Annotated in this window: 10 protein-coding genes; 4 read left to right on the top strand and 6 right to left on the bottom strand. The window is 66.5% G+C overall.

What is annotated here, in order from left to right:
• Positions 1-99: 99 nt before the first annotated feature.
• A complete protein-coding gene (locus ACNFH5_RS22465; RefSeq protein ID WP_416749815.1) occupies positions 100-2,598 on the top strand; it encodes a TonB-dependent siderophore receptor in 2,499 nt (832 codons plus the stop codon).
• Between the two features lie 121 nt (positions 2,599-2,719).
• Positions 2,720-3,205 carry a DUF2165 family protein gene (locus tag ACNFH5_RS22460; protein ID WP_416749813.1) on the top strand — a complete coding sequence of 162 codons (486 nt, stop codon included), beginning with the start codon at positions 2,720-2,722 and terminating at the stop codon, positions 3,203-3,205.
• Here the strand turns inward: ACNFH5_RS22460 and ACNFH5_RS22455 are convergent.
• On the bottom strand, positions 3,202-4,185 hold the full coding sequence (locus ACNFH5_RS22455) for a D-2-hydroxyacid dehydrogenase family protein (RefSeq protein ID WP_416749811.1): 984 nt from the start codon (positions 4,183-4,185) through the stop codon (positions 3,202-3,204). The genes ACNFH5_RS22460 and ACNFH5_RS22455 overlap by 4 nt on opposite strands.
• Before the next feature lie 185 nt (positions 4,186-4,370).
• Between ACNFH5_RS22455 and ACNFH5_RS22450 the strand changes: the two genes are divergently transcribed.
• Together ACNFH5_RS22450 and ACNFH5_RS22445 are read left to right on the top strand one after the other, a co-directional pair.
• Positions 4,371-5,420, top strand: coding sequence for an NAD(P)-dependent alcohol dehydrogenase (locus ACNFH5_RS22450; RefSeq protein ID WP_416749809.1), 1,050 nt, complete (start codon positions 4,371-4,373; stop codon positions 5,418-5,420).
• 55 nt (positions 5,421-5,475) lie between these two features.
• The gene (locus tag ACNFH5_RS22445; RefSeq protein ID WP_416749807.1) at positions 5,476-6,495 is read left to right on the top strand and encodes an XdhC family protein; all 1,020 of its coding nucleotides are present in this window, start codon (positions 5,476-5,478) and stop codon (positions 6,493-6,495) included.
• Between the two features lie 269 nt (positions 6,496-6,764).
• Here ACNFH5_RS22445 and ACNFH5_RS22440 read toward each other — a convergent pair whose 3' ends face one another.
• From ACNFH5_RS22440 to ACNFH5_RS22420, 5 genes are all read right to left on the bottom strand, one after another.
• The gene (locus tag ACNFH5_RS22440) at positions 6,765-8,120 is read right to left on the bottom strand and encodes a DUF1329 domain-containing protein (protein ID WP_416749805.1); all 1,356 of its coding nucleotides are present in this window, start codon (positions 8,118-8,120) and stop codon (positions 6,765-6,767) included.
• A 14-nt stretch (positions 8,121-8,134) separates the two neighbouring features.
• A complete protein-coding gene (locus ACNFH5_RS22435; protein ID WP_416749803.1) occupies positions 8,135-9,985 on the bottom strand; it encodes a DUF1302 domain-containing protein in 1,851 nt (616 codons plus the stop codon).
• Positions 9,986-10,099: 114 nt separating this feature from the next.
• Entirely contained in the window at positions 10,100-11,116 is a 1,017-nt protein-coding gene (locus ACNFH5_RS22430) for an MBL fold metallo-hydrolase (protein ID WP_416749801.1), read from the bottom strand.
• 60 nt (positions 11,117-11,176) lie between these two features.
• On the bottom strand, positions 11,177-13,078 hold the full coding sequence (locus ACNFH5_RS22425) for an acyl-CoA synthetase (RefSeq protein WP_416749799.1): 1,902 nt from the start codon (positions 13,076-13,078) through the stop codon (positions 11,177-11,179).
• On the bottom strand, positions 13,078-14,031 hold the full coding sequence (locus tag ACNFH5_RS22420; RefSeq protein ID WP_416749797.1) for a fumarylacetoacetate hydrolase family protein: 954 nt from the start codon (positions 14,029-14,031) through the stop codon (positions 13,078-13,080). Before ACNFH5_RS22420 ends, ACNFH5_RS22425 begins: the two co-directional genes overlap by 1 nt.
• Between the last annotated feature and the right edge of the window lie 78 nt (positions 14,032-14,109).

Raw genomic sequence — 14,109 nt, 5'->3', positions numbered from 1 at the left:
AATTCTCGAAAAGTCGGCAGGTTTTCGTTTCTCGCTTGGCCTAGGGAGAAATCCCTGCTCGCAACCGCGGGCCAACAACGAGAAACGGACCCTCTGCCCATGACGCTTCACCCCATCACTCGCGCCCTGCGCCAGTCGCTCGGCCTTGCCCTGCTGTCCTGCTCCACGTTCACCCTGCTGCCCGCCATGCCGGTGCAGGCCGAAACCGCGGCTACCCGCACTCAGCAGTACGCCATCCCCGCCGGCCCGCTGGATCAGGTGCTCGGCGAGTTCGGCCGACGTGCCGGCATCCCGATCTCGGTGAATGCGGGCCTGACCGAAGGCAAGCGCAGTGGCGGGCTGAACGGCGAGTACGGCATCGAGGATGGCTTCGCGCGCATTCTGTCCGGCACCCGCCTGACGGTGCGCCGCCTGGAGAACGGTGGCTACGGCCTGGTGCCGACACCTTCGGATGCGGTGCTGGAGATGGATTCCACCACCGTTTCCAGCCAACTGCTGGACCCGACCACCGAAGGCACCAATTCCTACAGCGCCCGCGCGGTGACCATCGGCAAGGGCGCGCACAGCCTGCGCGAGACGCCGCAGTCGGTGACCGTGCTGACCCGCCGCTACATGGACGACCAGAACATCAACACCATCGACCAGGCGATGGAGAAAACGCCCGGCATCGCCGTGTACGAGTCGCCCATGGGCGGCAAGTATTTCTACTCACGCGGCTTCATGATGCAGGGCCAGTACCAGTACGACGGCGTGCCGCTGGATGTCGGCGGCGAGTACGTCCAGGCCAACAGCTTCTCCGGCGACATGGCCTTCTACGACCGGGTCGAGGTGCTCAAGGGTGCTGCGGGCATGCTCAAGGGCTCGGGCAGCTCCACCGGTGGCGTCAACTTCGTCCGCAAGCGGGGCCAGAGCGTACCGCAGACCAAGCTGTCGCTTTCGGCAGGTTCCTGGGATAACTACCGCGGGCAGGTGGACGTGGGCGGGCCGCTGAACGACTCCGGCACCCTGCGTGGACGCACCGTGGTGGCGCTGCAGGACCGCCAGTATTTCTATGATGTCGGCAAGCGCAACGACCAGATTCTCTATGGCGCGCTGGACTACGACGTCACCCCGGACACCACCCTGGGTCTGGGCGTGGCCTACGAAAAGCTCGACGCGACCCCCTGCTGGCACGGCCTGCCGCGCTACAGCAACGGCAAGGACCTGAAACTCAGCCGCTCGACCTGCCTGGGCGCTTCCTGGAACAACTGGGAAAGCGAGCGCACCACCTTGTTCGCCGACCTGTCCCACCAGTTGAACGAGGACTGGGCCTTCAAGTTCGCCGGCGTCTGGACCCACAACGACCAGAACATGAAATACGCGCTGTCGGAGACCCCCGGCGGCGTCGCGCCAGGTGCGACCTCGGCACCTTCCTCGGTGTATTCCGGGCTGTTCGACTATGACCAGACCGACTACGGCTTCGATGCCTACCTGGACGGCAAATTCGAAGCCTTCGGCCTGCAGCACGAGCTGACCGTCGGCGCCAACGCCAGTCGCGCGAAGACCCATGATCAGTGGGCGCTGATCAACATGAGCAGCCTGCTCGGGGCTTCCCAGGATCCGTTCCATCCCGACTCGCACATTCCCGAGCCGGCGGATGATTTCTACGCGCCCAACTCCTACCGTGGCGGACCGGTGCCTACCGACTCGGATACCCGCCAGTTCGGCACCTACGCCACCCTGCGCCTGAAGTTGGCCGAGCCCTTGACCGCGGTGCTGGGGTCGCGCGTGAGCTGGTACCGCAACAGCCGCGACTCCTACACCCAGGCGTGGGACTACTGGCAACACGACCGCAGTCAGGAGAACGGCCAGGTCACGCCGTTCGCGGCGCTGATCTACGACCTCAACGATGAGTGGTCGGTCTACACCAGCTACGCGGACATCTTCCAGCCGCAGAGCACCTATACCGACGAATCCGGCAGCCCGCTGCAGCCCAAGACCGGTGCCAGCTACGAGCTGGGCATCAAGGGCGAGTTGCTGGATGGCCGGGTCAATACGGCCTTCAACCTCTTCCGCACGGTGGAAGAGCATCGCGCCGAGGCGAACTACGACACGGTCTGTGCCGGCTCATCCGACGGCTACTGCTACACCGACGTAGGCAAGGTGCGCGCCCAGGGCTTCGAGGCGGAAATCAGTGGCGAGGTCATCGACCGCCTGCAACTGCTGGCCGGCTACACCTACACCCAGACCAAGTACCTCAAGAGCGCCGAAGAGAACCCGCAGGAACCGACGTTCACCACCACCTACTTCCCGCGCCACCTGTTCCGTGCCTGGGCGGATTATCAGCTCGCCGGCGATCTCGACCGCTGGAGCCTGGGCGCGGGCGTGACGGCGCAGAGCGATACCTCCGTGCTCAGCGGCAACGTGACCTCGGTGCAGTCCGACTACGCCATCTACAGTGGCCGCGTGGGTTATCGCCTCGACGACCACTGGACGGTCGCGCTCAACGGCAACAACCTGTTCGACAAGAAGTACTACCAGAGCGTCGGCGCCGTTTCCTGGGGCAACTTCTACGGCGAGCCGCGCAACTTCATGGTCACGCTGCAGGGCTCGTTCTGACGCGGAACTGTGTTGACCTCAACCTAGGTTGAGGTCCTAGAGTCCGGCCGGGTCTGCCTGCCGCTGCTGTTTTCGAGTGGCGGGCAGGCACCTTCGGAACATGACCGCACAAGGACCCGGTATGGACACCCACGCTTCACTGATGATTTTCCAGGCCACCTGCTTCCTCGGATTCAGCCTCTGGCTGAGCATCGCGCTGATCAACAACCTGCACGCATTCCCCAGTTCGGCCGCGGCGGTGGGCGCGACCATGGCGATGGCGCACCTGCGCCAGCCTCCGGCAATCGACTTCCCCTTGCTGGCGCGTGCGCTGACTTCACCCGTTCTGCATCGCGTGGCGCTGATCGTCGTCGTGCTGCTGCAGGCACTGGCCGCGCTTGCGGCCTGGACCGGTTGCTACGAGCTGCTGCTGGGTGCCGGCCTCGACGCCGCCAGACCCTGGCTGAACCTCGCCCTGAGCGCGGCACTGGCCTTCCTCTTCGCCATGCTGCTGGGCGGGCTCTGGTTCGCGTACTGGATTCGCCAGGAAGGGCTGCAGCTGACGCACCTGGTGCTGGTCATCTGGGTGCTGCTGAACTTCCTCGTCCTCAACCTGCGCTGGAGTTAGCGGGCACGCTGCACGCTCAGGGCCTGCGGGTTCGCGACGTTCTTCGGGGTGCCCTCGAAGAACGCCACGACGTTGTCGAAGGCGTCGCCGAAATACAGCTCGTAGCCGTTCTTCTCCACGTAGCCCAGGTGCGGCGTGCAGAGTACGCGGGGATGGTTCGCCAGGGGGTTGTCAGCGGCAAGCAGCGGCTCCTGGTCGAAGACGTCGACGGCCGCGTACCCCGGCCGCCCGGCGTCCAGGGCGCGAAACAGGGCGCCGGGGGTGATCAGCTCGGCGCGGCTGATGTTCACCAGCAGGGCGCTGGGCTTCATGCCGGCCAGGTCTTCGAAACGTACCTCGTGGCGGGTGCGGTCGGAGAGACGCAGGTTGAGGCTGAGGATATCCGCCTCGGCGAAGAACGCCTCGCGGGATACGGCTGCCCGGTGACGATCGGCCGTGGCGGCCGCGCGGCTCGTCTCGCTGCCCCAGACCAGTACCGGCATCTCGAATGCCTGGGCGTAGCGCGCCAGGCGCTGGCCGATCTTGCCGTAGCCCCAGATGCCCAGCGTCTGCCCGGCCAGTGCATGACCCAGGTTGACCTGCCATTGGCCGGCCTTGTACGCCTCGATGGCCGGCACGAGTTGCCGGCGCGCATTGAGGATCAGCGCCCAGGCCAGCTCGGCGGGCGCTACGGGCGAGCCACGGCCCTCGGTGACGACGATGCCGCGTTCGGTGCAGGCGTCGAGGTCGAGATGCCCGGAGACCTTGCCCGTCTGGCTGATCAGACGCAGCTTCGGCAAGCGGTCGAGCAGTGCGCCCTCGATGCGCGTGCGTTCGCGGGTGAGCACCAGGGCGTCGGCGTCGGCGAACCGCTCGGCGAGTTCGTCCTGCGTGGCGGGCCCCAGGTCGTGGTGCAGGCTGACGTCGTGCCCGGCCAGACGCTTGAAGCAGTCGAGCGTTTGGATCGCGTGCTGGTAGTCGTCGGGGATGACGATGCGCATGTGGATTCTGCCCCTGCGGTGCGGTGAACGATCCCCGGACGATATCCGATTTTCGCAGGCAGGTGGGCAGGGCATCGGCGGTGCTGTAGCACTACAGGATCAGGCAAGTATTCCAGCGGATTGCTCTACTGGTCCCGGCGCGCTCGCCGGGAGAATGGCCCCACGAACTGCAGGAGGGTTGTTCAATGCAAGTCAACGCTTACGGTGCCCACGCGGGCCATCAGCCTCTGGAACCGCTGCGCATCAACCGCCGCGAGCCGGGCGCCCACGATGTGCAGATCGAAATCGCGTTCTGCGGCATCTGCCACTCGGACCTGCACCAGGTGCGCTCGGAGTGGGAAGGCACACAGTATCCCTGCGTACCCGGCCACGAAATCGTTGGCCGCGTGGCGGCGGTGGGGGCGCACGTTACGTCCTTCAGGCCGGGCGATCTGGTCGGTGTCGGCTGCATCGTCGACAGCTGCCAGCACTGCGACGACTGCGAAGCCGGGCTGGAGAACTACTGCGACGGCATGATCGGCACCTACAACTTCCCGACCCCGGATGCACCGGGCTGGACGCAGGGCGGCTACTCCCAGGCGATCGTCGTGCATGAGCGCTACGTCCTGCGCATCGATCATCCCGAAGAGCAGCTGGCCGCCGTCGCGCCGCTGCTGTGCGCGGGCATTACCACCTATTCGCCGCTGCGCCTCTGGAAGGCGGGCCCCGGCAAGAAGGTCGGCGTGGTCGGTATCGGTGGCCTCGGGCACATGGGCATCAAGCTCGCCCACGCCATGGGTGCCCATGTGGTGGCCTTCACCACCTCGCAGAGCAAGCGTGAGGCGGCGCTGGAACTGGGGGCGGATGAGGTGGTGGTTTCCCGTGATGCCGACCAGATGGCCGCCCATGCCAAGAGTTTCGACTTCATCCTCAATACCGTGGCGGCGCCCCATGACCTGGACGCCTTCCTGGTGCTGCTCAAGCGCGACGGGGCGTTGACCCTGGTGGGCGCGCCGGCCACCTCGCATCCCTCGCCGAATGTCTTCAACCTGATCATGAAGCGCCGCACGCTGGCGGGCTCGATGATCGGCGGCATCCCGGAAACCCAGGAGATGCTCGACTTCTGCGCCGAGCACGGCATCGTCGCGGACATCGAACTGGTACGCGCCGAGCAGATCAACGATGCCTACGAGCGCATGCTGCGCGGCGAAGTGAAGTACCGCTTCGTGATCGATAACGCCAGCCTGGCGGGTTGAGGCAAGGTGATGTAGGCCGGTCGCATCGACCGGCCAACGAGTAGTCGGAGGCATCATGGAAAGCATCGACCTGCTGGTTCTGCGAACCACCCGCGACTGGCTTGCTGCTGGCGAGCGCGTGTTGCTGGTCACGGTGGCCCGCACCTGGGGTTCTTCGCCGCGCCCGGTGGGGTCGATGATGGCCCTGCGCAACGACGGTCGGGTGGTGGGCAGCGTCTCCGGCGGCTGCATCGAAGACGATCTCATCCATCGGTATACCACCGCCTACGGCGCGGCGGGATTGCCCGATGCCCTCCCCGAAGTGGTGCACTACGGCGTCAGCGCCGACGACGCCCACCGCTTCGGATTGCCCTGCGGTGGCACGCTGGAACTGGTGCTGGAATTCAATCCGGCGCAGGAGGCCCTGGACCAGTTGCTGGGCCTGCTCGACGAAGGACGACTGGTGCGTCGCCAGCTGGACCTGGCGAGCGGCCGGGTCAGCCTGGCCTGCGCGTCCTCGCCGGACCCGTTCGGCTTCGATGGCCAGCGCCTGATCAGCACCCTGGGGCCAGGCTACCGGATGTTGCTGATCGGCGCCGGCGCGCTGGCCGAATACGTCGCCACCATGGCGCAGTTCAATGGCTTCCAGGTCACCGTCTGCGATCCGCGGCCGCAGTATCTGGCGACCTGGAGCGTCGCCGGCGTGACCTGCATCCAGGACATGCCGGACGATGTGGTCAGGGCATTCGGCGCGGACCTGCGCAGCTGCATCATCGCCCTGAGCCACGACCCCAAGCTGGACGATCTGGCTCTGCTGGAGGCGTTGCACGGGCCGTCCTTCTACATCGGCGCCATCGGTTCGCGGCGCAACAGCCGCAGTCGGCGGGACCGGCTGATCGAGCATTTCGGCGAGACGCAAGAGTCCCTTCGGCGCCTGCGTGGGCCCATCGGAATCTACATCGGCAGCAAGACGCCGCCGGAAATCGCCGTCAGCATCATGGCCGAGGTACTGGCTGCGAAGAACGCGGTGGCGCTGCCCGACGAGATGGGTGTCTCGCGCGCCAAGCACATCGAAGACCTGCGGCGCAGCGCGTGAATACCGCTGCGGTTCTGCGCAAGAACCTGCTCTTGCCGGAGAGCCGCAGCACCGCCAACGGCGGCGCCCCGCGCAACCTCATCGCCTCGATGACGGGAAGTGCTGACCGGTGCAGATCGTCGGGCCCCGGTGCGCGGGCCCGACGATGCTGTGCGAGGTGAAGCGGTGGGGGCGTGCCAGCTGATGCAACCACTCGACAGATGCTCCCAAGGCGGCTGCCGCGGCGCGGGCCTGGCGCTTCAGGTCCAAAGCCCGGCCTGCTGCAGGCGTCAGCGAATGCCCTGGTTTCTCAGGGCTGTCGGGGTGTAGTCGACGCTGCTGGCCCTGAAGCCGAACTCCACCTGGGATTTCTCCTGGTTGGTCATGCCCGACACCAGGTAACGACCATTGATCAGGTCGTAAATGGCTTCGACGCCCAGCCAGGGAATCTGCTTGTCGTAGAGCGGCGTCATGAAGCTCTCGCCCACGCGCCAGAGGGTGCCGCGGCCGTCGTAGTGGTCGGCGAGCACGGCCTGCCAGGTGTCCTCGTCGAGGAACAGCACGCGGCGAGCGTAGATGTGCCGCTCGCCGGCGCGCAGGGTGCCTTCGACTTCCCACACGCGGTGCTTCTCGTAGCGAATCAGGTCCTGGTTGAGGTGGCCGGGTTTGACCAGGTCCTCGTAGCGGTGGGCAGTGGAGTCGAGGGCGAAGCTGTTGTAGGGCACATAGATTTCCTTCTTGCCCACCAGCTTCCAGTCGTAGCGGTCCGGCGCGCCGTTGAACACGTCCAGGTTGTCCGCCACACGCAGGCCGTCGGAAGCCGGGTAGGGGCCGTCGTAGGCGATCTGCGGTGCACGCCGCACGCGGCGCTGGCCGGCATTGTAGATCCAGGCCATGCGCGGCTCGCGCACCTGGTCGAGGGTCTCGTGGACCAGCACCACGTCACCCGCCAGGCGCGCTGGCGCGGTGACCAGTTGCTTGTAGTAGAAGAGGACGTTGTTGTCCTTGTCCGGGCTGTAGTCGGTGAGCTGGTCGCGGTAGCTGAACTGCTGCTGGAAGTAAGTGGGCGTGTAAGCGCCGTTGGCAGTGGGCGTTGCCTGGACGTGCAGGCGCTGCGCGCTGCCGCCGCGATAGCGGGTGATGTGGTTCCACAGCGCTTCGACGCCGCTCTGCGGGATAGGGAAGGGGATCGCGGTCTGGAAGTCCTTCAGGCCGTTGCCGCCCTCGACCAGGCTGGCATGCCGTGCATTGGCGGCCACCGCCTGCAGCACGGTTGCCGGATAGGTCGCCGAGCGGTGCGCGGGATACACGTTGAGGTGGTAGTCGGGGTAACGCTTGAGCATCGCCTGTTGGCCGGGCGTGAGGTTGGCCGCGTACTGCGCCATGTTCTGCGCGGTGATGGTGAACAGCGGTTTGTCGGCGGCGAAGGGGTCGCTCAGGCGCCCGTCGGCGCCGCGGCTGCCGGCATCGACCGGCAGGCCGCCGTCCCAGGCGGGAATGCTGCCGTCGGCATTGCCGGCACGTTCCGCGCCCAGGGGCGTAAGGGTGTTGCCCAGTTTCGCCGCTTCCGTTTCGGGAACGGCGGCCTGGAGGCTGAAGGGCAGGGCCAGGAACAGCAGGGAAGCGCACGCAAGTTTCTTGTTCATCGGGTTCTCTCCGCTTAGAACGACACGCCAAGGCTCAGGGCAAGGAAGTCCCGGTCGGTATTCACGTTGTACTTACCGCCGAAGAAGTTGGTGTAGGAAAGGCTCATGTTGTAGGTGTTGAGGTAGGTGCCATCGACGCCGACGCTGATGGCCCGCGCGCCCTGGTTGAAACCCGGTTCCGGGGCATAGCCATGGACGTCGTGGGACCAGGCCAGGTTGGGCCGCACCGTGGCGCCGTCGATGAGGTCGGCGTACTCCCAGATGGCTCGCGTCTGGTAGCCCCAGGCGGTGCTGGTGACGAAGCCCGAGTCGTTGCAGTACTGCGGTGTGACGCTGCTGCCGGTGCACAGGCTGTTGTCGGGGTACAGCGCGCCCTGGCCGAACACCGGGCTGCGGCCATAGCGAAGATCGTCGTCGCCACCCAGGCCGCCGACATGGGTCACGCCGATCTCGCCGATCAGGGTCAGGCGGTCGGCGCCCATCACCTGGTCGAAGAAGTGCGTGGCGGTGACCTGTGCCTGGGTCACTTCCTTGCGCCGGTAGCCCTTGAGGATCGCGTCGTTGGCCGGGGCCGGCGCATCGCCGTAGACCGGTGTGAGCGCCGGTATGCCCAGGGTTGAGGTGACCAGGTCGACCGGGTTGATCTGCACCGGCATATTCGGCCGGTAGCTGATCTCGCCGGCCAGGGTGGTACCGGTGGGCAGGCTGGTGCTGAAGCTCAGGCCGTAGAGCTGGATGTCCTCGGGGTAGTCGGCAAAGTACTGGGCGCTGCCCAGGCGGTAGGCCTGGGTCAGCTGCTGCCCTGCGCTGCTGCCGATCACCGCGCCGCAGAGGGCGTCGGGGATGCCAAGGTTGCCGCACAGCTGCGGGGCGAAACCCAGGTCGGCGGCGTGCGGGCCGCTGCGTACGCTGAGGTAGGGCTGGCGGCTGTGGTAGTTGATGAAGTAGCCGGCGAACTCGCTGTCCAGCTCCGGGGCGAACCAGCGCAGCGCCGTGCCCCACTGGCCATCGTCGCGCGCTTCGCGGTCCTTTCCGCGGGGGATGACGATGCCTTCGTCGGTCAGGTTGATTCCGGCCGGCGCCAGGGCCTGCACCGCCAGCGGGTTCTGGTTGATCACCGGGCCAGCCGCCAGGCCGTTGCAGCCGTCTGCCATCACGTCGGTGGTGGAGAAGAAGGTGCCGCAGTTGTCGATCACCGTCTTCTGCCATTCCAGCTGGTAGAAGGCCTCGGCTGACAGGTGCTCGCTGAAGTTCTGCGACACGTAGAACATGTTGACCGGAATCAGCCCTTCCTTGATCTCCGAGCCGGGACGGCGGAACGCCGCGACGTCGATCGGGTTGATGGCGTTGATGCCGCCCTGGATGAAGGTGCTCTCGCCCCAGCTCACCACCTGTTTGCCCAGGCGCACGGTGCCAGGCAGGTCGGCGATGCTGTAGTTGTGGTACAGGAAGGCGTCGAGGAACTCGGCGCCGGAGGCCTTGGCGCCTTCCTCGCGGCCGTGGTCGTCGATGTCCTTGAAGTGCAGGTGTTCGTCCTTGAGCTTGAAGTCGTACCAGTACTTGCCGCGGACAAAGGCGCCGGAGTCGCCGTACTTGAGCTCCAGGTCATGGATGCCCTTGAACACCTTGGAGAAGGTGTCGCCCTCGCGGAAGTTGCGCTTGCCGTCGTCGGAGCTGTGGCTGTGCAGCAGGCCGGCGTCGGCGTTGCGCATGGCCCAGCTGGCGCCAACCGACAGGCTGGAGTCGAACTGCCCCTCGATCTCGCCGAGGGAAAAGGTGAAGGCTTGCGCGCCGTCGCCGTAGAGAGCCAGGCCGATGGCGGCGGGAAGCGCGAGCAGGTGCAAGGCGGGTGATCTGCGGTTCATCTGAAACGACCTCTTGTTGTTGTTCTGTCGTCTGCCGGCCCTTTTTCCGGGCGCAGCGGGGCCCCGCCGGCCCGCGGTGTGCAGGCCGGTTGATGAAGGTGGTTGGCGGTGGTGCTATAGGCTCAGGTCGAGGGCGTCCTCCCCGAGCGTGATCTCGCCCGAATACTCATCGGCCATGCCGCTGACGAACATCCGCCGGGCGAGGAGGTTGTCCGGAGCGGGAATCAGGTGGGTGAGAACCAGATGGCGCACGCCGGCGCCCTGGGCCATGCGTGCCAGCTCCAGGGTGTCGGCGTGGTAGTCGAGCACGCGCACGGCCTGTGCGCCGCGATCCTTCTGCCCGGTGCGTTCGAGCGCGGCGGCACCTTCACGGACGAGATGGGCGTTGATCGCCTCATGCACCACCAGGTCGGCATCGTGCATGGCTTCGAGGTAGCGCTCGCTGACGCGGGTGTCGCCGCTGATGAACAGCTTCCTGCCCTGGTAGCGCAGCACATAGCCGTAGGCCGGCTCCACCGGATGATGGTCGACGCGGTAGGCGTCGATGGTCACGCCGCCCTGGTCATAGACGCGTACCGATTCCTGTCCCTGGGCGATTTCGACCTGGCGTGGCTCGGCGAACGCCAGCTGCCTGTTGGTAGGCGGCAGGGCATGGGCGCTGCGGTAGCTGGCGTCCTGGCCGTAGGCCATGGCCAGCCCCTCGACCACCCGTTCGACACCGGGCGGGCCATAGACCAGGAAGGGCGTCTGCCGGCCATAGATCCAGCTGTGGTTGATCAGCGCACCCAGGCCATTGAAATGGTCGGAATGCCAGTGGGTGATGAATACCTGGTTCAGCGCCTGGATCGGCACGTGGCTGGTCTCCAGGTTGCGCATGGCGTTCTCGCCGGCATCGAAGAGGAACAGCCGGCCGCCGGCCGCCACCAGGGTGCAGGCTTGACCGCGAGTGGCGTTGACCTGCGGCGTACCAGTGCCGCAGAGGATCACGCGAATGGTGTTCCCGCCCTGGATCAGGGACTGGTCGGTGTGGTCCTCGACCATGGCATCCAGAGCAGCGTGCTGGACGCGTTCGCAGCCCGGCAGGGCGAGTACGAGCAGCAGGGCAAGGGCTCGGGGAAGTCGGAGTTGCATGGCACTTCCTTCGTCTTGTTCTTGTTCTGGGTGCGAGCGTTGCAGGTGGCGCGATTGGCCTCAGCCGTGCCAGTCCACCGCGAAGCTGTAGCGGCCCAGCGCGCGGGCCAGTTCATCGCGGCCAGTGCCGGCGCGCACCTGCGCTACCAGCCCGCGACGGGCATCCTGCACCACCTCCACGGCAATGCCGGCCAGGCCCTGGTTATCCGCTTCCTGATGGATCACCCGGGCGATCTCGCGTTGCTGCAGCGCGGGCTTGAAGATCTTGCCCACCGGCGTGACAGGCAGGGCGTCGAGAATCTCGATGCGCTTGGGCACCGCGGCGCGCTCGCTGATCCGCTGGTTGGCGAAGTCGAGCAGGGTGGCGCTGTCGGCACGTTGCCCGGTGGCCAGCTGCACGTAGGCCACGGGAATCTCGCCGGCATGCGGGTCGGGGCTGCCCACCGCCGCCACCAGGGCCACTGCCGGGTGTGCCTGCAGTGCTTCCTCGATCTGCTTCGGGTCGATGTTGTGGCCGCCGCGGATGATCAGCTCCTTCTTGCGTCCGGTGAGCCAGAAATAGCCCTGGGCGTCCTGTCGCCCGAGGTCGCCGGTGTTCAGCCAGCGCTGCCCGCCGATGTCGATCCACAGGCCCGTGTTGTGGCTGGCCTCGAGGTAGCCGAGGAAGACGTTCGGGCCATGGATGGCGATCACCCCGACTTCGTCGGCCTCGGCGTCGCGCAGGTAGTCGCCGTGGTCGTCGAGGATCACCGAGCGCATGCCCTGGTAGGCCAGGCGCAGTCCGATGGAGCCGATCGGGCGCTTGCCGTCTGGCGGGTTGCTCGACGAGACGCAAGCGCCCTCGGTGAGGCCGTAGCCTTCGAGGATGCGTACACCGACATTGCGTTCGAACTCGCGGAACAGCTCCACCGGCATCGGTGCGGCGCCACACAGCGCGTATTGCAGGCTGGACAGGTCGTGGCCGGCGACAGGCTGTTGCAGCAGCGCCGAGTAGACGGTCGGCACGCCGGAAAAGAAGTTGATGCCAAAGTGCTGGACCATCGCCCAGAAGGCCGGTATCACACCCTCGCCGCGATAACCCTGGGGCGTGCCGATGATCACCCGGTCACCGTGGGTCCAGGGCATCAGCCCGGTCACCAACTGGCCGTTGACGTGGAACAGCGGCAGCCCGCAGAAGATCACCTGGCCGGGCTGACGTGGCTGCATGCTGGCGGCCATGGCCCAGGCATTGAAGACTTCCGAGCCATGGCTGCGCCGGGCGATCTTCGGCAGGCCGGTGGTGCCGCCGGTGCAAAAATAGGAAGAGGGTTCTTCCGCGCGGATCACGCGGCCGCTGCTGAGCTGCTTGCCGTTCTCGCGGCGCATCAGGCGGCGCAGGTCGTGGATGCGCAGGCGTGGGTGGCGCGTGCGTTCGCGCCGGGCCATCCAGCGCAGCGCCAGGGACGCCACGCTGCCGACGTAGGGCGCCATGCTCACCCAGAGCACCTCTTGCACGCCGGGCAGGCTGTCGATCTGGCTGGCCAGCTTGGGCCACAGGTCGCTGCCCGGCGTCGGCGCCAGGGTCACCACCAGCCGTGCATTGGCGGCGCGCAGCAGGTCGCCGATCTGCGTGGCTTCCAGCAGCGGGTTGATCGCCAGGACGATGCCCGCGGCCTCGCCACCCCAGATGACGAAGTGGGTTTCCGGCAGGTTTGGCAGGAGGAAGGCGACCACGTCCTTCGGCCCGATGCCGAGCCGGTGGAAGGCGTTGGCGGCGCGGGTGATGTCGGCGAACAGCTCGGCGTAGGTCCAGTCGTGGGTGCGGCGGAAGTTCTTCGCTTCGAGGAAGAAGCTCAGCGCCGTTGCCTGGCCGTGCTGCACGGCGCAGCGACGCAGGGCCTCATAGGTGCTGGCGGGCAGTTCGCGGCGGGCCAGCGGGACGCTTTCCAGCGCCTGGATGTCCGCGAGGGTCTTCACGGCCATCAGGCTTGCTCCACCACGCGGTTGCGCTGCACACCCAGGTCGATAACGCCGTCGGCGCTGCGGATGCTCGCCTCGACCAGGTCACCCGCCTTGAGGTACTGGCTGCGCCCTGCCTGCGTCTTGAGGAAGGCCTTCCACTTGATGTGCTCGGGCAGCAACGCGGCGATGCGCTGCTTGGCCGGCGAGGGCACCGACAGCGCACAGCCGGCCGGCGTGCCGGTGGCGATCAGGTCGCCGGCGGCGAAGTCCTGCACCCCGGACAGCTCGCTCAGGGTCTGTGCCGGGCCGTGCACCAGGTTGGCGGTGCTGTCGCTCTGGCGCACTTCGCCGTTGACCGTCAGGCGCAATTGCAGCTCCTTCAGGTAGCGCATGTCGCTCTTCTGCATCAGGCACAGGTACGGGCCGACTGGGCCGAAGGTGCGGAAGCTCTTGCCCTTGTAGAACTGCATCTGCGGAATCTGGATATCCCGCGCCGAATAGTCGTTGACGATCACCACGCCGGCGATGAACTCATGCAGGTTGGCGTCGGTCACGGCGACCTTGCCGGTGATATCGCGGCGCAGCACTAGGCCCAGCTCGATCTCGTAGTCGAGGAAGCGCACCTGGCGCGGTTTGATCAGGTCGCTGTCGGCGGCGACGATGCAGCTCTGCGCCTTGGTGAAGATCATGTTGAAGTGCTTGGCGTCCGGGTCCATGCCCGACTCGATCATGTGCTGGCGGTAGTTGGCGCCCTGGCAGACGAACTGCTGGTCGCGGGTGATCGGCGAGAGCAGCTTGACCGCTTCCAGCGCCAGTTCGTCGCCACGCAGCTTGGTGAGCTCTTCGACGTCAACCTGGCGGATCAGCTCGCCGGTGCTGGCGTAGCGGCCGGGCAGGGGGCTGATGCGACTCTGGCGCAGCACGCCCCAGCGGGTTTCGTTCTGGTGTTCGAAGCGGACAAGGTGCACGGGCATGGCAACGACTCCTGGTACTGCGATGGACCGCGTCGGGGCGGCGATTGTTGTTGTGCTTTTGGTTGTGCTGCTGGTTGT

Origin of the sequence: Pseudomonas sp. NY15435, assembly GCF_048068295.1 — a bacterium.
GTDB lineage: Bacteria > Pseudomonadota > Gammaproteobacteria > Pseudomonadales > Pseudomonadaceae > Pseudomonas.
This window is presented reverse-complemented; position numbering and strand designations above follow the sequence as displayed.

Bases quoted from the DNA above. Each gene is read 5' to 3' on its own strand.
- ACNFH5_RS22445 (WP_416749807.1), top strand. From the start codon at position 5,476: ATGGAAAGCATCGACCTGCTGGTTCTGCGAACCACCCGCGACTGGCTT.
- ACNFH5_RS22435 (WP_416749803.1), bottom strand. From the start codon at position 9,985: ATGAACCGCAGATCACCCGCCTTGCACCTGCTCGCGCTTCCCGCCGCC.
- ACNFH5_RS22460 (WP_416749813.1), top strand. From the start codon at position 2,720: ATGGACACCCACGCTTCACTGATGATTTTCCAGGCCACCTGCTTCCTC.
- ACNFH5_RS22465 (WP_416749815.1), top strand. From the start codon at position 100: ATGACGCTTCACCCCATCACTCGCGCCCTGCGCCAGTCGCTCGGCCTT.
- ACNFH5_RS22425 (WP_416749799.1), bottom strand. From the start codon at position 13,078: ATGGCCGTGAAGACCCTCGCGGACATCCAGGCGCTGGAAAGCGTCCCG.
- ACNFH5_RS22420 (WP_416749797.1), bottom strand. From the start codon at position 14,031: ATGCCCGTGCACCTTGTCCGCTTCGAACACCAGAACGAAACCCGCTGG.
- ACNFH5_RS22430 (WP_416749801.1), bottom strand. From the start codon at position 11,116: ATGCAACTCCGACTTCCCCGAGCCCTTGCCCTGCTGCTCGTACTCGCC.
- ACNFH5_RS22450 (WP_416749809.1), top strand. From the start codon at position 4,371: ATGCAAGTCAACGCTTACGGTGCCCACGCGGGCCATCAGCCTCTGGAA.
- ACNFH5_RS22455 (WP_416749811.1), bottom strand. From the start codon at position 4,185: ATGCGCATCGTCATCCCCGACGACTACCAGCACGCGATCCAAACGCTC.
- ACNFH5_RS22440 (WP_416749805.1), bottom strand. From the start codon at position 8,120: ATGAACAAGAAACTTGCGTGCGCTTCCCTGCTGTTCCTGGCCCTGCCC.